This window comes from Bradyrhizobium sediminis (genome assembly GCF_018736085.1).
Classification (GTDB): domain Bacteria; phylum Pseudomonadota; class Alphaproteobacteria; order Rhizobiales; family Xanthobacteraceae; genus Bradyrhizobium; species Bradyrhizobium sediminis.
The window spans coordinates 4,533,256-4,552,466 of the sequence record NZ_CP076134.1; the positions used below are offsets into that span (position 1 = coordinate 4,533,256).

General features: G+C 62.3%; 18 protein-coding genes. 15 read left to right on the forward strand and 3 right to left on the reverse strand.

Going from position 1 to position 19,211, the window contains the following annotated elements; all coding sequences use genetic code 11:
- Positions 1-50: 50 nt before the first annotated feature.
- Positions 51-680 (reverse strand): TMEM175 family protein, encoded by a 630-nt coding sequence (locus tag KMZ29_RS21810; protein ID WP_215621141.1) that lies wholly within the window; start codon positions 678-680, stop codon positions 51-53.
- 170 nt (positions 681-850) lie between these two features.
- Here KMZ29_RS21810 and KMZ29_RS21815 point away from each other — a divergent pair, with 170 nt between their 5' ends.
- From KMZ29_RS21815 to KMZ29_RS21840, 6 genes are all read left to right on the forward strand, one after another.
- Positions 851-1,024 carry a LiaF transmembrane domain-containing protein gene (locus KMZ29_RS21815; RefSeq protein WP_215621142.1) on the forward strand — a complete coding sequence of 58 codons (174 nt, stop codon included), beginning with the start codon at positions 851-853 and terminating at the stop codon, positions 1,022-1,024.
- An 18-nt stretch (positions 1,025-1,042) separates the two neighbouring features.
- Complete coding sequence (locus KMZ29_RS21820; RefSeq protein ID WP_215621143.1) at positions 1,043-1,207, forward strand: hypothetical protein; 165 nt, start codon at positions 1,043-1,045, stop codon at positions 1,205-1,207.
- Between the two features lie 17 nt (positions 1,208-1,224).
- A complete protein-coding gene (ybaK, locus tag KMZ29_RS21825; protein WP_215621144.1) occupies positions 1,225-1,701 on the forward strand; it encodes a Cys-tRNA(Pro) deacylase in 477 nt (158 codons plus the stop codon).
- Between the two features lie 165 nt (positions 1,702-1,866).
- Positions 1,867-2,802, forward strand: coding sequence for a DMT family transporter (locus KMZ29_RS21830; protein WP_215621145.1), 936 nt, complete (start codon positions 1,867-1,869; stop codon positions 2,800-2,802).
- A 110-nt stretch (positions 2,803-2,912) separates the two neighbouring features.
- Complete coding sequence (locus KMZ29_RS21835; RefSeq protein ID WP_249779756.1) at positions 2,913-3,704, forward strand: MlaD family protein; 792 nt, start codon at positions 2,913-2,915, stop codon at positions 3,702-3,704.
- Between the two features lie 150 nt (positions 3,705-3,854).
- Entirely contained in the window at positions 3,855-5,009 is a 1,155-nt protein-coding gene (locus KMZ29_RS21840) for an alpha-hydroxy acid oxidase (protein ID WP_215624367.1), read from the forward strand.
- Here KMZ29_RS21840 and KMZ29_RS21845 read toward each other — a convergent pair.
- Positions 5,006-5,407: a DUF1330 domain-containing protein gene (locus KMZ29_RS21845; RefSeq protein ID WP_215621147.1), complete on the reverse strand. Its 402-nt coding sequence runs from the start codon at positions 5,405-5,407 to the stop codon at positions 5,006-5,008. The two genes, KMZ29_RS21840 and KMZ29_RS21845, sit on opposite strands and share 4 nt — an antisense overlap.
- 96 nt (positions 5,408-5,503) lie before the next feature.
- Here KMZ29_RS21845 and KMZ29_RS21850 point away from each other — a divergent pair, with 96 nt between their 5' ends.
- Entirely contained in the window at positions 5,504-6,439 is a 936-nt protein-coding gene (locus tag KMZ29_RS21850; RefSeq protein WP_215621148.1) for a DMT family transporter, read from the forward strand.
- A gap of 93 nt (positions 6,440-6,532) precedes the next feature.
- On the forward strand, positions 6,533-7,513 hold the full coding sequence (locus KMZ29_RS21855) for a Bug family tripartite tricarboxylate transporter substrate binding protein (RefSeq protein ID WP_215621149.1): 981 nt from the start codon (positions 6,533-6,535) through the stop codon (positions 7,511-7,513).
- Between the two features lie 155 nt (positions 7,514-7,668).
- On the opposite strand, the gene KMZ29_RS21860 is transcribed toward KMZ29_RS21855, so the two are convergent.
- On the reverse strand, positions 7,669-9,354 hold the full coding sequence (locus KMZ29_RS21860; protein ID WP_215621150.1) for a methyl-accepting chemotaxis protein: 1,686 nt from the start codon (positions 9,352-9,354) through the stop codon (positions 7,669-7,671).
- 241 nt (positions 9,355-9,595) lie between these two features.
- Between KMZ29_RS21860 and KMZ29_RS21865 the strand changes: the two genes are divergently transcribed.
- From KMZ29_RS21865 to KMZ29_RS21895, 7 genes are all read left to right on the forward strand, one after another.
- Complete coding sequence (locus KMZ29_RS21865; protein WP_215621151.1) at positions 9,596-10,639, forward strand: C-terminal binding protein; 1,044 nt, start codon at positions 9,596-9,598, stop codon at positions 10,637-10,639.
- A 299-nt stretch (positions 10,640-10,938) separates the two neighbouring features.
- On the forward strand, positions 10,939-11,823 hold the full coding sequence (locus KMZ29_RS21870; protein WP_215621152.1) for a substrate-binding domain-containing protein: 885 nt from the start codon (positions 10,939-10,941) through the stop codon (positions 11,821-11,823).
- 5 nt (positions 11,824-11,828) lie between these two features.
- On the forward strand, positions 11,829-13,274 hold the full coding sequence (locus tag KMZ29_RS21875) for a sensor histidine kinase (protein ID WP_249779758.1): 1,446 nt from the start codon (positions 11,829-11,831) through the stop codon (positions 13,272-13,274).
- Positions 13,264-14,592 carry a sigma-54-dependent transcriptional regulator gene (locus tag KMZ29_RS21880; protein WP_215621153.1) on the forward strand — a complete coding sequence of 443 codons (1,329 nt, stop codon included), beginning with the start codon at positions 13,264-13,266 and terminating at the stop codon, positions 14,590-14,592. Before KMZ29_RS21875 ends, KMZ29_RS21880 begins: the two co-directional genes overlap by 11 nt.
- A gap of 207 nt (positions 14,593-14,799) precedes the next feature.
- Positions 14,800-15,321 (forward strand): arsenate reductase (azurin) small subunit, encoded by a 522-nt coding sequence (locus tag KMZ29_RS21885; protein WP_215621154.1) that lies wholly within the window; start codon positions 14,800-14,802, stop codon positions 15,319-15,321.
- Positions 15,322-15,333: 12 nt separating this feature from the next.
- On the forward strand, positions 15,334-17,862 hold the full coding sequence (locus KMZ29_RS21890; protein ID WP_215621155.1) for an arsenate reductase (azurin) large subunit: 2,529 nt from the start codon (positions 15,334-15,336) through the stop codon (positions 17,860-17,862).
- 254 nt (positions 17,863-18,116) lie between these two features.
- Positions 18,117-19,181, forward strand: a complete 1,065-nt coding sequence (locus KMZ29_RS21895) for an IS630 family transposase (protein WP_215620943.1) — start codon at positions 18,117-18,119, stop codon at positions 19,179-19,181.
- The last annotated feature ends 30 nt before the right edge of the window (positions 19,182-19,211 follow it).

The following is a 19,211-nucleotide window of genomic DNA, read 5'->3' on the forward strand; positions in this document are numbered from 1 at the left end:
GGAAGCCGGTAAACCTAGTGTGTAATGAACGGCCGCGACCGTTCGATCCGTCACGTATCCGTCATCCGCGGAAGTTTCAAAACCGCGAACAGCGTGACGGGAAACGTCAGCACCCACATCAAGCGGCCCGCGGTGGAATCCAGCAAGGCCACTGCGATCGAAGCCGCGAATACTGCCGCCGACAGCAGTGGAACGAGAATCAGCTCGCGCCCGATATCGCGAGGCGCGGTCTTGGCGATGAGATCGGCATGACGCGCCGCGTACCAACCGGTTGCTGCCAGAAGCAACAGCGTCGTCATCATGCTCGCTGCATATACCATGGTTGCGACCTTGTTGGAGTACTCACTGACGAGGCTTGTCACAAACGGCACCAGGCCGACCGACATCAGGAACAGCAGATTGAGCTGCATCAGCCGACGATCGACACGTTCGATGTAGGAGAACTTCTGGTGGTGGGCGAGCCAGATCGACCCGACGACGACGAAGCTCAACGCGTACATCCCGAGCTTGGGAAGGATTCCAACCAGGGCGTCCGCGAGTTGGGAATCGCTGACACTGCCGCTCATTGGGGGAAGCCTGATATCGAGAACCAGCAGCGTCATCGCAACGGCAATCACCCCGTCGCTGAAAGCAAGCATTCGCTCCGGACCGTAAATTCGGCGTACTGGCGCCTGAGCCATTCGACCCCTCCTCGTCCAATCGAAATGTGACGGGATGCTTCGCAACCTGATGGAGGTTCTGTTGATTTTTCCTGCCCTGGGTTGACGCAGGTCAAGGGCGTAGCAGCATTATATTGACAGTGTTATTAATAGTGCGATCAGTTCGGCACTGAGAGCCTGTGGAGGCGAACATGCATTTGCATATCGGTGCGGTGATCCTGATCCTGCTCGGCGTCGTCTTCCTCCTGATCAATCTCGATGTCGCGCCGGCGGCGGAAATCAAGAAGCTGCTGGCGCAATGGTGGCCCCTGCTGCTCATCGTCGTCGGCGTCACGGTGATGCTGCGGCCCCGCCGCGCCAGGTAGCGCCGGCCGCGAGGCACCGTGCCTCGCCTGCTGGTGCTGACGGCGATCGCACTGGTCCTGGTGATGCTGCCGGGCGCGACCTTGTGGCGCCGGCTCGGCTATGTCCCGGCTGAAGCGGACAAGATCCGAGCAGGCGTGACGACGCGCCCGAAACTCTGCTATCTGAACTTCCAGGATATCTGACGAGGAGCGGCGGCGCCATGTCGAAGACCACGCCTGCGACCCTTGCGCTGCGGAAGCTTGGCTGCGCCTTCAAGCTGCACACTTATGTCTACGATTCCAATGTGGACAACAAGATCGGCCTGCAGGCCGCCGAGGCGCTCGGCGTCGAACCGAAGCGCATGCTGAAGACCCTGATGGCCGAGGTCGACGGCAAGCCGGTCTGCGTGATCGTGCCGTCGGATCGCGAAGTCAGCATGAAGAAGCTCGCCGCGGCGTTCGACGGCAAGGCGGCTAACATGATGCGCCCGGCCGATGCCGAGCGGCTGACCGGCTATCATGTCGGCGGCATCAGCCCGTTCGGGCAAAAGCGGCGCGTGCCGGTCGCGATCGAACAGGCGGCGCTCAGCCATCTGACCGTGTTCGTCAATGGCGGGCAGCGCGGCCTACAGATCGAGATCGATCCCAATGACGCCGCCCTGGCCGCGGGCGCCGTTGCTGACGAACTGACGGCCTAGGGGCGGAGCGCGGCTCCCACCGGAACAACCTTGCCCTGCATGGTCGCATGCGTCCAGCGCCGTTGAAAGCGGATGGAAATCCGTGTCTTTGAGGCATGCCGGGCGAACATTCCGGCCCGGCTGTCCGCGCCGGGCGGGCGCGGCGTCATGAACCGAGCTCAGCGAATGTCTGCTTCCGATCCGACCACCAATGCCGCCCCTTCCGGGAACTGGATCGCCAACCAGCCCTATCTGCTGCTGTCCATCACCTCGCTGTGCTGGGCCGGCAACGCCATCGTCGGCCGGCTCGCCGCCGGGCATATCCCCCCGGTGACGCTGTCGTTCCTGCGCTGGTCGCTGGCGTTCCTCATCATCCTGCCGTTCGCCTGGAACCATCTGATGCGCGACTGGGCCGCGATACGCCGCCACCTCGGCACCATGGTGATTCTGTCCATCACGGGGATCGGCGCCTTCAACACCATGCAATACTGGGCGCTCGAGCATACCCAGGCGCTGAACACGCTGTTGCTGCAATCGGCCGGACCGCTGTTCGTCGCGGCATGGTCGCTGGTCCTGCTCGGCGTCCGGCTGACGCTGGCGCAGGCCGGCGGGCTCGCGCTGTCGCTGGTCGGCGTGCTGGTGATCCTGCTGCACGGCGACCTGACCACGCTGAAGAATATCGAGTTCAACGCCGGCGATATCATCTTCGTCGCCGCGCTGGCGATCTTTGGGCTGTATTCGGCGCTGTCGTTCAAGCGTCCGCGGATTCACGGCCTGTCGTTCGTCGGCTTCACCTTCGGCTGCGGCGCGGCCGTGCTGATTCCGTTGCTGATCTGGGAACTGCTCGCCCGGCCGGTGATGCGGATCGATACTGCCAACCTCCTGTCGCTGTTCTACGTCGCGGTGTTTCCCTCGACGCTGGCCTATCTGTGCTTCAATCGCGGCGTGCAGCTGATCGGCGCCAACCGCGCGGCACCCTTCTTTCACGTCATCCCGGTGTTCGGAGCGGCGATGGCCATCGTGTTTCTCGGCGAGCAGCCGCAACCGTTCCACGTCATCGGCTTCGCGCTGGTGCTAACCGGCGTTTTCGTCGCCTCGCGAAGGCCCGCCGCGGCGGGCTGACCCGCCGCAGACCCGTTCGGAAAGCGGTGACGCGGGACGGCAAGTGCGCTATCTCTTGCCGCTGTTTGCAGCTGGATTCTTCGAACATGAGATGGCGGGCGAGCAGCCTGATGATCGGATCCCTGTTCCTGGCGTTGATCGCCGGGGGTTTCGGCACGTTCCTCGGCGTCAAGAAGTTCGCCGGCATCCGGGGACAGGTGCCGCTGCGGGTGATTTTCGAAGGTGCCGCCTCCGGCCTCCACAAGGGCGGCAGCGTCAATTTCGACGGCATTCGGGTCGGCGAAGTAGTGTCGCTGAAGCTGGATCACCCGCGCCGGGTGGTCGCAATGGCGATGATCGACAGCAGCGCGCCGGTGCGCAAGGACACCGAGGTTGGACTGGAGTTTCAGGGGTTAACCGGCGTGGCGGCCATATCGCTGATCGGCGGCTCGATCGACGGTCCGCCGGTCCCGCTGGACAAGGACGGGGTGCCGGTGCTGACCGCCGATCCGGACGCACTGCTCGACATCCAGGAAAAGATCCGGGTGGCGCTGCGCAACGTCGACAGGATCATCGCCGACAATCAGGTGGCGGTGAAGGATACGCTGCGGAATTTCGAGACCTTCACCGCGACGCTCGCGGGTAACGGCGAACGGATCACCGAGATCGTCTCTGCCGCCGACAACGCCCTGGCGGGCGTCGACAGCGGCCTAGCCAGGACCGACAAGTTTCTGGCGAGCCTCGGCAGCGCCAAATATGGCGGCGACCTGCTGCCGACCGTGATTTCGCTTCGCGAGCTGATCGAAAGTTTCGACAAGCGCTCCGGCGCCTTGATGGCGGACACCCGCCGCATGCTCCACGATGTCAGCCAGTCCATCAGCAAGACGGACCAGAAGTCTGGCGGCCGCCCCGCCCGACGCTAGCGTGCCGGGGGCCTGCGGCGGAGGTTGACGCTCGCTCCGCTCTGTCACACCATCACGGCCAAGACCCCCGAAAGAAGGTTCGCCGACGTGCACGACAAGACCACGCCTACAACACCCCCGCCGCCGACCGTGAACCGCGCGCAGAGCGCGGTGCCGCGCGCCTTGCGGCGCTATCTGTCGCTCGACGATTTCGAGGCGACCGCCCGCCGCCGGCTGCCGAAATTCCTCTACGGCTACATCTCCGGCGGCGCCGAGACCGATGCTGCGGTGCGCGACAATCGAAAAGCCTTCGACGAATACGGCTTCGTGCCGCGCGTGCTCAACGACGTTTCCGGCCGCGATCAGACCACGACGCTGTTCGGCAAGACCTATGCGTCACCGTTCGGCATTCCGCCGATGGGCTCGTCGGCGCTGTGCGCCTATCGCGGCGACATCGTGCTGACGCGCGCGGCCGCCGCGATGAATCTGCCGATGATCCTGAGCGCGTCGTCCCTGATCACGCTTGAGGAGGTCAAGCGCGCCAATCCCGATGCCTGGTACCAGGCTTACCTCGCCGGCGTCCCCTCGCGCATCGAGCCGATGGTCGACCGGGTCGCTGCCGCCGGCTACGACACCTTCGTCGTCACCGCCGACGTGCCGGTGCCGCCCAACCGCGAGAACAACATCCGCAACGGCTTCCAGGTCCCGCTGGCGATCACGCCGCGCGTCCTCTGGGACACGATCACGCATCCGCACTGGCTGTTCGGCACCTGGGCGCGCACGCTGATGAATCACGGCATGCCGCATTTCGAGAACATGGACGCCAAGCAGGGTCCGCCGGTGCTCTCCAAAAACCTGATGCGCAACATCGGTCACCGCGACCAGCTCTCCTGGAAGCATGTCGAGCTGATCCGCAAGCGCTGGAAGGGCAAGCTCGTCGTCAAGGGCCTGATCTCGCCACAGGATGCGCGGATCGCGCGCGAGAGCGGCGTCGACGGCGTGATGGTCTCCAACCATGGCGGCCGCCAGCTCGACTGCACCGTGTCGGCGCTGCGCATGCTGCCGGAGATATCAGCCGAAGCCCACGGCATGACCGTGATGCTCGACGGCGGTATCCGGCGCGGCACCGACGTCATCAAGGCCCTGGCGCTCGGCGCCGACTTCGTCTTCGTCGGCCGGCCGCTACTCTACGCCGCGGTCGCCGGCAGCGAAGCCGGGGTAACTCGCGCGCTGACGCTACTCAAGGACGAGATCGACCGCGATCTGGCGCTGCTCGGCATCCGCAAAATCAGCGAAATAACGCCCGACCTGGTGCGGCGGTTTTAGCCGATCTTGAACTTACTGTACGACTCCTTCGTGCAGATGATGACATGCTCGGCGCAGCCGTTGCGGCGGTGCGGGTCACAACGATTTTCGTAATCGGCCGAGGTCATCATGTCGATGAAGGCGGCCACCGACGGGTAATACACCAGCGCCAGATAGTCCCACTGATTGCCGTCGGGCCTGCCGAGTGCGACCGCCTTGGCGTCGCCGGTCCACAGCAGCGTGCCGCCGCGCGCCTTGATCATCGGCACGGTAAGCGCGCTGTAGCGCAGATACGCATCCCAGCCCGAGCCGTCGCCGTCGAGCGAGCGCGGGTGGAACCGCATCAGGTTCACCATCACGACCGGCCCCTGATGCTCCAGCTCCTCCAGACCTCTGATATTCAACAGATCCACGCCCATGGCCGCTCCTCGTTCGCTTTGATTCCGGCATTGTAGCATTGCGGATGCAGGACTTGTCGCGGGGCGCAAATCCGGCACAACTCGTCCCTGAAGCACATGACAATTCCCGCGCCGGCGCCATCTGCCCCCGATCCGGTCAGGTGGCTCAATAACCAGCCCTATCTGCTCTTGAGCCTGACCTCGCTGTTCTGGGCCGGCAATATCGTGCTCGCGCGCTATGTCGCCGGACACGTGCCGCCGATGACGCTGTCCTGCGTCCGCTGGATCGGCGCCTTCCTGATGCTGATGCCGTTTGCCTGGCCGCATCTGAAGCGGGACTGGCCGGCGCTACGCGCCCGCCTGCCCCTGATGGTGGCGCTGTCGGCCACGGGTTTCGCCTTCAACAATGCGATTTCCTACTGGGCTCTGCAATATACCGAGGCGCTGAATGCGCTGCTGATCCAGTCCTCCGGACCGCTGTTCGTGGCGCTGTGGGCGCTGACGCTGTTCGGGGTGCGGCTGACCTGGGCACAGCTCGCCGGCATCATGATCTCGCTCGCCGGCGTGCTCACCATCCTCCTGCGCGGCGACTTCGCGGCGCTGGTCAGCATCCGTTTCAACCGGGGCGACGTGATGTTCGCCGGCGCGGTGGTGAGTTTCGGGCTGTATTCGGCGCTGATGACGCGACGACCGAAGACGCATCAACTGTCGCTGATTTCCTTCACCATCGGCTGCGGCGCGCTGTTGCTGCTGCCGTTCTCGATCTGGGAATTTTCCACCGGCGTCAGGCTGCAACCCGATCTGCTGACGGCCGCGACGCTGAGCTACGTCGTGATCTTTCCCTCCACGCTGGCATACCTGTTCTTCAACCGCGGCATCGCACTGATCGGGCCGAACCGCGCCGCGCCGTTTCTTCATCTGGTACCGGTGTTCGGCTCGGCGATGGCGATTCTGCTGCTCGGCGAGCAGCCGCGGCTGTTTCATCTGATCGGCTATCTGCTGGTGCTGGCGGGCGTGGTGATCGCCTCGCGGCAGGCGTCGGCCGCAGCCTGACCTGCGGCTGGCGCATGGCACAGGCTTTTGTTTTCGCCTCGGGCAGGCTAGCGTGCCGGCATAACCAGAAAGCCCCATGGGAGATGAAACGGAATGATTTCGCTATCGACACAATGCCTGCGTGCAGCCGCCGCGTTTGCACTGATCTTCGCCGGACTGACATCCACTGCTTCCGCGCAGGCACCCTATCCGAACCGTAACATCACCCTGGTATTGCCGTTCGCCGCCGGCAGCGGCACCGACACCACGACCCGCATCATTTCGAAAGAACTCGGCACGGCCCTCGGCGTGAGCATGGTGATCGAAAACAAGCCGGGCGCCAGTGGCTCGATCGCGGCGAGCTATGTCGCCCGGTCCGCGCCGGACGGCTACACGCTGATCGTGACGACGAATACACCGCATTCGGCAAATCCATATTTGCTGAAGAACATGACTTACGATCCGATCAAGGACTTCACGCCGATCGCGCGGACCGGCGATCTGCCCTTCATGCTGGTGATCAATCCGGAAATTCCGGCGAACTCGGTGGCCGAGCTGATCGCGCTGGCCAAGAAGGAACCGGGCAAGTTCTCCTATGCCAGCGGCAGTTCGGCGGCGATCGTGTCAGGCGCGACGTTTGCCCGCCTTGCCGGCATCGATCTGCTTCACGTTCCCTACAAGAGCTCGCCGCCGGCTCTCACCGACCTGATCGCCGGCCGCGTCTCGATGATGTTCATCGATGTCCTTACCGGCCTGCCCCACGTCAAAGGCAAGGCGCTGAAGGCGCTTGCGGTCACGACCAAGCAGCCCTCGGCCCTGCTGCCCCACCTTCCCACCATGGATGCCACGGTGAAAGGCTTCGACATCACGTCGTGGCAGGGTTACCTCGGCCCGGCCAATATGCCGAAAGATATCGTCACCAGGCTGAACGCGGAAATCCGCAAGGTGGTCGAGCGGCCGGACGTCAAGAGTCAGCTCGCCGAGCGCGGCATGGAAGCGTTCTCGGGCACCCCTGAAGAGTTCGATGCGTTCCTGAAAGAGCAGCTGCTGGTGTGGGAAAAGCTGATCGCAAACGCGGGAATCGAGAAGCAGTGAGATGCGGCTCGCCTAGATAGTTGCCGTCATGGCCGGGCTTGACCCGGCCATCCACGCCTTTCCGTCGCTACCACGAAGAGAGTGGATGCCCGGGACGTCTAGCGCGAAGACGCGCTTCGCGCTTCTGCCCGGGCATGACGCGAGTGCAATCTTGCCTACGCCGCGCGGACCTTGGCCAGGAATCCGTCGACCGCGCTGCGCAGCATGCCGGACTGATTGTCGAGCTCGCGGGCGTTCGAGAGCACCTCGGAGGCGGCGGTGCCGGTGGCTGCCGCCGCTGACGTGACGCCGCCGATATGGGCGCTGATCTCGTTCGACCCGGCCGCGACTGACTGGATGTTGCGGGCGATCTCGCGGGTCGCGTCGCCCTGCTGCTCGATCGATGTCGAGATGCCGTTCGTGATCTCGCTCATCTGCGCAATGGTCTCGCTGATGCCGCTGATCGCGGTCACCGCCTCTCCGGTGGATGCCTGCATGGCGGCGACCTGGGCCGATATTTCCTCGGTGGCCTTGGCGGTTTGGTTGGCGAGCGCCTTCACCTCGGAAGCCACCACCGCGAAGCCACGGCCGGATTCGCCGGCCCGCGCCGCTTCGATGGTGGCGTTGAGCGCCAGGAGATTGGTTTGCGCCGCGATCGAGTGGATCAGCTTGACCACCTCGCCGATCTTCTCAGCGCCGGTCGACAGCGCCTGCACGGTGGCGTTGGTGCGCTCGGCGTCCCCCACCGCCTTGCTGGCGATTTCGCTGGAGCGGCTCACCTGCCGGGAAATCTCGCTGACCGAGCTGGACAGCTCTTCCGCGGCGGCCGCGACCGTTCCGACATTGTTCGAAGAGCTCTGCGACGCCGCCCCGACGGTAGCCGCACGCGCGCTGGCGTCGCTCGCGGTGGCGGTCATGGACTGCGCCGTGGTCTGCATGTCTGCCGCCGCCGTCGACACCGAGCGGACGATGCCGTTGACGCTGCGCTCGAAGTCGCCCGCGAGGCTCTCCATGGCCGCCCGGCGCTCGGCCGCGGCGTGGGCCTGGGTTTCGGCCTCGGCCTTTTCCAGCCCGCGAATCCGTAGCGCGTTGTCCTTGAATATCTGGACGGTCGCGGCCATCGCGCCGACCTCGTCACCGCGACCGATGCCGGGAATGTCGCCTTCCAGCGAACCATGGGCCAGCGCCTGCATGCGGTCGCCGAGCTGACCGAGCGGCCGGCTGATGCTGCGGCCGATCATCCAGGCAATGCCGCCCGCGATCACGCCGATGCCGAGAATGGCGAGACCGAGCATCCACATGATCGGCCTCAGCTTGGCGTCGATATCGTCGATATAGGCCCCGGTGCCGATAAACATGTTCCAGCCAGGAACTGCAACGGCATACGATATCTTGCGCGTGATGTCCTCCTGACCTGGCTTCCGGTATTCATAGGTCAGGGTGACCTCGCCCTTTGCAGCCACGCCGTCACGCAATTCGCGCGCAAGCTTTCTGCCATTGGTCTCGACATCGAGGCGGTTCTGACCGTGCTGCTTGGAGTCGGGCGTCATCAGCGCAACGCCTTCCATCGTATAACCGAACAGATAGCCGGCCCCCTTGTCGAAGGTCATCGAATTCCCGCGGCGCGCAAATTCGGCGATCGCGGCTTCCTTGGTCAGCTTGCCGGCCTCGACTTCCTTCTGCAGCCCGGCCGCCAGGTTACGCCCGATCTCGACGATGGCCTTGGTCTGTTCGATGCGGGCGTTGAGCATCTCGCGCTGCATCAGATAGCTTGCGAGAGCGCCGGCGATGCAAAGGCCGAACAATGCCACCCCCACCAAAATGCCGAGTTTGGGGGCAATCTTCAGATGGTTCAGCTTCACAGTGTTTCTCCAGGGATTTTGGCGCGGGGTGGCGCGCGATTCGCGGAATGAGTCCCAACACGGTATAGTGAAAGCCTTTAGCGCTTTGTTACTCGGCCGCCCGTAGAAGCCCGGACGCAAATGCCGCTTTTTTCCGCAGGTCGCCGGAATTGTGCGAGGCTGAGAATGCTGGAAACGCGAGGCAGCGGCGACGTGTCGCCGTCATAACCAACACCGAAGCGTCAAATCGGGGAGAGCAAGAATGCCGAAATTCAGAGTGCTGACGCCGAAAGGCGCGAGTTTTACGGTCGCCGGCGGCGGTTATGCGCTCGAAAGAGAGGCGCTCGACCCGATCGACGCCGAGATCATCGAGGCCCCGGCCAACGAGGCGGAATTCATCGCCGCCGCCCGGACCGCCGATGCGATCTACGCCAAGGGCATGCCGATCACCAGGACCATCATCGACGCCCTGGAAAACTGCAAGGTCATCACGCTCGGCACCGTCGGCGTCGACAGCGTCGACGTGAAGGCCGCCACCGCGCGCGGCATCCCCGTCACCAATGTTCCCGACACTTTCATCGAGGAAGTCGCCGACCACGCCATGATGCTGCTGCTGGCGGGCTTTCGCCGGCTGGTCGCACAGGACCGAATGGTCCGCGAGGGCCGATGGTCCGAGGGCCGCCCGGCGCTGCTGAAGATTCCCCGGCTGATGGGGCAAACGCTGGGTTTCATTTCGTTCGGCCGGGTGGCGCGCGCCGTGGCCAAGCGCGCGGCGCCGTTCGGGCTGCGGATGATGGCCTATGATCCCTTCATTCAGGAGACCCTGATTTCCGACCATGGCGTGATGCCGGCAACCTTGTCGGAAGTGCTGTCGCAATCGGATTTCCTGTCGATGCATGCTCCGGCGCGGCCGGAGGTCCACCACATGCTCGGCGAAAAGCATTTTCGGCAGATGAAGCCGGGCGCGGTGTTCATCAATACCGGCCGCGGCGCGACCGTGGACGAAGAGGCGCTGGTCAAGGCGCTGCAGGAAGGCTGGATCGCGCACGCCGCCCTCGACGTGCTGGAGACGGAACCGCCCTCCCACAACAATCCGATGCTGGGCATGGAGAACGTGACGCTGACGGCTCATGTCGCTTCCGCTTCGGCGCGCTTCGACGAAGCGCGCAAGCGCCGCGTCGGCCACGAATTGTCATTGGTCCTGCAAGGCATGTGGCCGGCAAGCTGCGTCAATCCGTCGGTGCTGCAAAATACTTCGCTTCGGCGTTGGCAACCCGTCAGCATCGACCGCGGCCCCAACAGCTAGCTACTGCCAAGGGCCATCGGCGTTCCCGACCGAGCTGGTGTCGGGCGGCCTCTATCGGCGCGTTGATGGTCGCCTCCCGCCAGCGTGATGTTCCAGTCGCTGTTCGTCGAGCGGCGAAGGACGAGCATGGCGGCCCACGCCGCAGGTTCGAACGCCTCCCATGTTTGTCGGCGGGGCGCCCGCATCGTCAGCGCTTCGAGGGGGAGCCGGACGCAGGCATAAGACCTCGACAGCCTGTTCCAAACATTTCGAATATACGCTAGTATTGCAGGCAAAACTCGAAGAAAATTGGGAGGTTCATGAATTTCAGCTTGGACCATCGACTGCATCGGCGGGCGCTTCTGCGCGCGAGCGCATGTGCGCTATTGGCACCGGCTTTAGGCGCGCCGGCGGCGGCGCAGGCATCCGGACGTATTCGATTTGGTCTTACGCCCGTATTTCTTACCAATGACCTTGAGCTTCTCGGGCGCTTGCAGTCATATCTTCAGCGCGCAACGGGGCATCCGGTTGAGCTGGTTACCCGGCGCACATATCAGGAAATCACCACTCTCCTCACCACGAGCCAACTCGATGCCGCCTGGATTTGCGGATTTCCGTATGTTGCGCATCGCTCCGAACTCCAGCTTGTTGCGGTCCCACTCTGGCACCACAAGCCACTTTATCGATCGTATCTGATTGTCGATCGCGGCCGTGGGGGTAGCGGACTTCTTGATCTCCGAGGCGACATCCATGCGTTTTCGGATCCTGACTCCAATTCCGGATTTCTCGTCACGCGATCGGCCCTCGCCGAGCGCGGTCTCAGGCCAGAAACGTTCTTCGCGAAAACCTTCTTCACTTACGGCCACCGCGATGTGATCCGAGCGGTCTCGTCCGGACTTGCCGGGTCAGGGTCGGTGGATGGCTACATTTATGACGTTGTTGGCGAGATCGAACCCGATTTGACAGCCGGCACCCGCGTTCTGACGGCATCGGAGTTGCTTGGCTTTCCTCCCATCGCCGCGCCAAGGGTTCCGCTCAATCAGGTTCGCCTGAATGCACTCGTCAAGGCACTGTGGGAAATGAACAAGGACGACGAAGGTCGAGCCGTCCTGAAGATGCTGCGCCTGGATGGTTTCGGTGCGGAGGACCCCGCCTCTTTCGATGCAATCGCATCGAAGGCGGCTCTTGTCGCAGCTGCGGGATAACGTACATGCGTATGCCTCTGGTGCACTCTTGGCCAATCACGGTGAAGGTCCCCGTTGCGGTCGCTTCGCTGATGTTGCTGGTTGGGCTTGTCTTGTCGGAGCGTGTACTTTCGCGTCTGGGCAACACGCAGGAAAGCCATCTCATTGAATTATCGCAAAGCTATCTCGATGGGCTATCGTCGGCGATCACTCCTTCCATCCTGCGTGAAGACAATTGGGAGATATTCGACGCGATCACCCGGATGCAAACGATCAACAAGAGTCTGCATCCGATGGCAACGATCGTGACAAACGCGGAGGGCGCAGTCATCGCGGCATCCGATCCCAGGCAGCATCCCGTCGGATCCATCATCAAGCCGGCCCGGACCGGCAACGAAACGTCTGCAAGTTTCAGCTTCAGTGCGGGCGCGGACAGCGCCAGCGCCATCCGGGTGTTGTCCTATCCGGGTCGGGTGGCGGGCATCATCTATGCGACATTCGATACACGGCACCTCGCAGCCGAGCGGCGTGACGTGGTCATCGCACTGGCCTTGACCAACGGGATCCTGACGTTATCCCTGGCCATAGCGGGATGGTTTCTGGTGGCTTTCATGATGCGCCCGGTGCGTATCCTTTCGGAACATCTCGGCGTGGCGCAGGAGACACTTGCGGTACCCATTCCCGAAGATGTCGTTTCGAAAACGAGAGGCGAATTCGGACGTCTGTTTCGAGGCTATAACGCTCTCGTTCGATCGATGAGAGAGCGCGAGGATCTGGGAAAACGTCTCGCCGAGGAAAAGCGTCTTGGAAGCCTGGGACGACTTGCCTCGACGGTCGCGCACGAAATCAATAATCCGCTCGGAGGAATGTTCAATGCCCTCGCGACACTCAGGTCGCACGGTCACCTCGACAATATTCGCGACAGCAGCCTGGGTTTGCTGGAGCGCGGCCTGGTCGGCATACGCGACGTCGTCCGCACGACGCTGACCATCTATCGGACCGATGGCGTAACAAGAGAGCTGGCCCCCACGGATATAGAGGACCTGGGTCTCCTGATCGCCCCGGAAGCTCGCAGAAAGGGCGTCCAGATCAAGACAGAGAATACGCTGGAGGAAATCGTCCCGCTGTCGAGCACACCGATAAGACAGGCGGTGCTCAATCTGCTCCTGAACGCCGTCGCAGCGACTCCGGACGGGTCTCAAGTCGATATGTCGGCTGTGGCAGGTCTCCACGAACTCGAAATTACCGTTGCGGATCGGGGGCCGGGGTTGCCCGACGCCGCAGCCGAGATCCTCACGAGCCGGCGCGCTGCACCTCCACCGCCTGACGGCGGGGGTTTGGGACTCTGGACCACGAGTCGGCTTATCACCGACATCGGCGGCCGGATTGAGGTAGGATATCCCGCACATGGTGGCACCGCCATCACACTTAAGATCCCAATCGTGCGCATGGAGTTGTCCAATGTCGCATAACGAGCGTGTGATCGGTCTTGTCGAAGACGACCAGATCATGGGTGAAAGCATCGTCCAAAGGCTCGCCCTGGAGGGTGTGACAGTCAAATGGTGGCAGTGCGGACGGGATGCGATAAGGGAAATCCCGGTCAGCAAGCTGGAGGCGATCGTCTGCGATATCAGATTGCCCGACCTCAACGGAGAAGAGGTGTTTCGAGAGTCGGCGCGCTCGTCAAATGTGCCCCCGTTCCTTTTCATCACGGGTCACGGCGACATCGACCAGGCGGTGCGACTGATGCGGGCCGGCGCAGCCGATTATTTCATGAAGCCATTCGAACTCGACGATTTCCTGATCCGGATCGGAGAGCTGATGGGTCCGCCTCCGGCGTCAGGAACACATGTTCTCGGATTTGCGCCGAAGATGAAGGAACTGGAACGCCTGCTGACGCGGGTGGCCAGGCTCAACTCCACGGTGCTCATCGCTGGGGAGACCGGGAGCGGCAAGGAGGTCGCCGCCAGATTTCTCCATGCCATGTCGGCCAGCGACGGCCGCCCATTTATGGCAGTCAATTGCGCCGCCATTCCGGGCGACCTTCTGGAAAGCGAACTGCTGGGCCACGAAAAAGGAGCGTTCACGGGTGCGTCGCAGCGACACCTCGGCTATGCGGAGCGTGCCGGTGAAGGCATCCTGTTCCTGGACGAGATTGGCGAACTCAGATCCGAGCTTCAAGCGAAGCTATTGCGCCTGATCGAAGATAAATCGTTCTATCGCGTTGGCGGTGAGCGGCCGATCCCCTTCAACGGACGCCTCGTCGTGGCCACGAACGCAGATCTTCCGAAATTGGTCCAGGCCGGGCGGTTTCGTGAAGATCTCTACTACCGGATCAACGTCGTATCCGTAAGGATCCCGCCGTTGCGCGAGCGGCAACAAGACATCCCGTGGCTCATGGAACGCTTCTTCGCCGAGAGCGCGGGCCGAATGGAAACGTCGTTGAAGGGCATCAGCAGTCTCGCGGAAGAGGCTGCCCTCTCCTATGCGTGGCCGGGCAATATCCGGGAACTCCGCAACCGCATGGAACGCGCCGTCGCGCTCGGACTTGGACAATGGGTGATGCCCGGTGACATGTTTCCGGAACAAAGCGAGGGGATGGCCTCGGCGATGCAAATGGGATCGCTCGAAGACGTCCGACAAAGCGCCGAAAAGCGTCACATCATCCGCGCGCTGCTGGCGACAAATGGGGAGGTCGGCGCCGCATCGAAGTTGCTCGGCATCGGTCGGACTACCCTTTGGGAAAAGATGCGCCGCCTGGGTCTGAACGACGGCGATCCGGATTTGTAATTTCATACCAGTTGCATAGCCAACCTGCCTCCGGACTTTCGAACCGACGGCATCGCAATATGTTCGGATTTCCGAACATCGCCCCCCTGTTTCAGCCAAAGTTTTCCGCGGGACATTTGATTCCCCACATCATTTTGCTTTGGCCCGGCTCCTGCAATGAGGGGTGAGCGTCCATTCGGACACGCCAATATCCGGGAGCGAAACCAAATGAAAAGGTGCAACAACCTTGTCGATGCCGGCCGCCGCCGGTTCCTCAGCGGAGCCGGGCTCGCCGCAGCCGGCGCTGCTGCAACCACCCTTCTTCCCACGGAAGCCAACGCAGCACCCACCACGGCGCGGGTGAATTATCCCTCGAACCGGCTGGCGAACGTATCGCAGCTCAAGGTCAATGAGCCGTTCGATGTGACCTATCCGGACAAGGACGCGCCGGGCGTCCTCCTCAAACTTGGGACGCGGGTCCCGGGCGGCATCGGCCCCGACGGCGACATCGTCGGTTTCTCGACTGCATGCCCCCACAAGGGATTCCCCCTGAGCTACTCGAAGGAGGACAAGACGCTGAGCTGCCCGGGACACTACGGTCGCTACGACTGCGAAAAGGGCGGTCAGCAGATTTGGGGCCACGCAACGCAGAACCTCGCGCAGTACGAACTTCGCGTGGACGGCAAAGGAGACGTCTACGCCGAAGGCGTCGATGAGCTTCTTTATGGCCGGCTATCCAACGTACTTTGACGGGAGGACTCCATGACCTACAAGCGACAGACTGATCGCCTGCCGATCGTCCCGGCGGATGCGAAGGAGCACAACGTCACGTGCCATTATTGTATCGTCGGCTGCGGCTACAAGGCCTACACGTGGCCGATCAACAAGCAGGGTGGATTTGACGCGAAGTCAAACAAGTTCGGTATCGACCTATCGAAGCAGCAAGCTGCGGAAACCGCCGCTTGGTATTCGCCGTCGATGTACAATGTGGTCAAGCAGAATGGCCAGGACGTCCAGCTCGTCATCAAACCGGACGTCAACTGCGTCGTCAATTCGGGCCTCGGCTCGATCCGCGGCGCGCGAATGGCCGAGAACCACACTTCGCAACAGCGCGGCACCCAACTACAGCGACTTACCGATCCGATGGTGTGGCGCTACGGTTCGATGCAGCCGACGAGCTGGGATGACGCGCTGGATCTGGTTTCCCGCGTGACTTCGGCTGTCATCAACGAGCAGGGCGAGGATGGGCTTTTCGTCTCGATGTTCGACCACGGTGGTTCTGCCGGCGGCTACGAAAACACCTGGGGCACCGGAAAGCTCTACTTCGGCGCGATGAAGATCAAGAACGTCCGCATCCATAACCGTCCGGCCTATAATTCGGAGGTTCATGGCACGCGTGACATGGGCGTCGGCGAACTCAACAACTGCTACGAGGACGCTGAACTGGCCGACACGATCGTCGCCATCGGCACCAATCCGCTCGAGACCCAGACCAACTATTTCCTGAATCACTGGGTGCCGAATTTGCGCGGCACGTCGCTCGACAAGAAAAAGAAGGAATTTCCGGGCGAAGCCGTCGAGGCCGGCCGTATCATCATCATCGATCCGCGCCGAACGGTGACCGTTGCCGCCTGCGAGGCGGAAGCGGGCAAGGACAAGGTGCTGCACCTCGCGCTCGAACCGGGCACGGACCTCGTTCTGTTCAATGCGCTGCTGACTTATATCGCCGACAAGGGATGGATCGACAAGGCATTCATCGCAGCCAGCACGCTGGCTGCCGAGCAAGGGGCGGCATTGATCTCGCGGCCAGGCGGCGCCCCCACCGATCAGCCCCTCACCGACTTCGCGGCGGCCCTGGCGGCCAACCGGACCTCAATTGCCGATGCGGTGCGGATTACCGGCCTCAACGGCGAGGACATCGTCAAGGCGGCCCAGTGGATCGCTGAGCCGAAGTCCGGCAACAAACGCCGGCGCACGATGTTCGGGTACGAGAAGGGCATCATCTGGGGCAACGACAATTACCGCACCAACGGTGCAATTGTGAACCTGGCGCTTGCGACCGGCAATGTCGGGCGCCCTGGCGGCGGCGCTGTCCGGCTCGGAGGCCATCAGGAAGGCTACTCACGTCCGTCCGATGCTCACGTCGGGCGCCCCGCCGCCTATGTCGACAAGCTCCTGATCGAGGGTCGCGGCGGCATCCATCACATCTGGGCATGCGATCACTACAAGACGACATTAAACGCCCTCAAGCTCAAGCAAATCTACAAGCGGCGCACGGATATGGTGAAGGATGCCATGAATACCGTGCCATGGGGCGACCGCAAGGCCATGGTCGACGCCATCATGGTGGCGGTCAGGCAAGGCGGGTTGTTCTCGGTCGATGTCGACATCGTGCCGACGCAGATCGGCCAGGCTTCTCATGTCTGGCTGCCCGCGGCGGTTTCAGGCGAAATGAACCTGACATCCATGAACGGCGAGCGGCGCATGCGGCTCACCGAGCGTTACATGGACCCGCCGGGGAACGCGCTGCCCGACTGCCTGATCGCCGCACGTCTCGCCAACAACATGGAGCGTGTTCTCCGCGAGCAAGGCAAGGCCGCCTACGCCGATCAGTTCAAGGGCTTCGACTGGAAAACGGAGGAGGACGCCTTCAAGGACGGCTATGCCAAACACGAGAAAGGCGGCGAGCACGTCAGCTATGCCAGGCTGAAAGCAATGGGCAACAATGGCTTCCAGGAACCTGCAACCGCGTTCGCAGATCAAAAGATCGTCGGAACGAAGCGTCTCTATACCGACGGCAAGTTCTCGACCAAGGACGGCAAGGCCTTCTTCATGGCGACGCCGTGGCGCGGCCTGCAGGCGCCAGGCAAGGCCGAGCAGAAGGCCAAATACAAATTCCTCGTCAATAACGGACGGACGAACCTGGTCTGGCAAAATGCATTCATGGATCAGCACAACGACTTCGTGATGGATCGGATGCCCTATCCCTTCATCGAAATGAACCCCGAGGACATGAAGGAGCTGAATGTGGCCGCCGGAGATATCGTCGAAATCTTCAACGACTCCGGCTCAACTCAGGCCATGGCGCAGCCCACGCCTTCGGCAAAGCGAAACCAGACATTTATGCTGTTTGGCTTTCCGAAAGGTGTCCAGGGCAACGTCGTCAATGCGGGAGTGAACGAGTTGATCATTCCAAACTACAAGCAGACTTGGGCCGACATCCGGAAGATCGCCTCAGCGTCGGAGACGACAAAACGGGTATCTTTCAAGTCGCCTGAATACAAGACCTGATCTCTCGGGCAAGATCCTCGCCGGGCGGCAATGGCCGCCCGGCGCTGTCTGAAAACAGGCCGCCTATTGGTTCGAAGATGAGAGCGTTTTCAAGCGAAGTGGATACCGGTTCGCGTGAAGAAAACGCGTCAAAACAAAAAGATAGAGCCCCGTTCCGATTCAATCGGAACGGAAAAGGCTCTAGTACCCACTATCCGAAGTGACTGAGTCATATTTGCACTATCGTGCGGCGTTGCGGCGTGATTCAAGATGGCATGATAAGCGATGCCATGAAAGTCCGGCTGCGGCCGGGAGATCGCGCGATCCTTGAAGCGCGGTTGCGCGCCGGCAGCACCGAGCAGCGGCAGCTGTTGCGGATACGGATCGTGTTGGAGGCGGCCGGCGGGCACGCGACACGGGAGATCGCCCGCGAGCTGGAGACGACGCCGACCACGGTCAGCTTGTGGCGTATCCGTTACGCGCGCGAAGGCCTTGATGGGCTGGAGGATCGGCTGCGGTCCGGCACCCCGCCGATCTACGACGAGGCGACCGACCAGCGCATTCGCAAGGTTCTCGACCAGCCGCCGCCCAAGGGTTTTGCACGCTGGAACGGGCCACTGATCGCGCGGGCTTTGGGCGACGTCGATGTGCAGTATGTTTGGCGATCGCTGCGCAAGCAGAAGATCGATCTGGCCGGACGCAAAAGCTGGTGCGAGAGCAACGACCCGGATTTTGCGGCAAAGGCCGCCGATGTGGTCGGCCTCTATCTGGCGCCGCCGAAGAACGCGATCGTCCTGTGCGTCGATGAGAAACCGTCGATCCAGGCACTTGAACGGGCGCAGGGTTACTTGAAACTGCCGAACGGGCGCGCCCTGACCGGGCAAAGCCACGACTACAAGCGGCATGGCACGACAACCCTGTTTGCCGCCTTTGAGGTCGCCACTGGCAAGGTCCGGGCCACACACAAGAAACGCCGTCGCCGCAAGGAATTCCTCGACTTCATGGATGACGTCGTCGCCGCCTATCCAAAGGCACGGCTCAAGGTCATCCTCGACAATCTGAATACGCACCAGAAGAACGACGAATGGCTGAAACGCCACCCGCTTGTGACATTCCACTTTACGCCGACACGCGCCTCGTGGCTCAATCAGGTCGAGGGCTGGTTCTCCATCTTGCAGGGCCAGTCGCTGACCGGCGCATCATTCACCTCGGTCGAGCAACTCAAGCAGCACATTAATGCCTTCGTCAAAGCCTACAACAAACATGCGGAGCCGTTCATCTGGACAAAATCCAAAGTCCACCAGCGCCGCGTCAAAGGACGCCGTCTTAGTGACTTATGATTCCGGGTACTAGCCCCCATAACATGGATC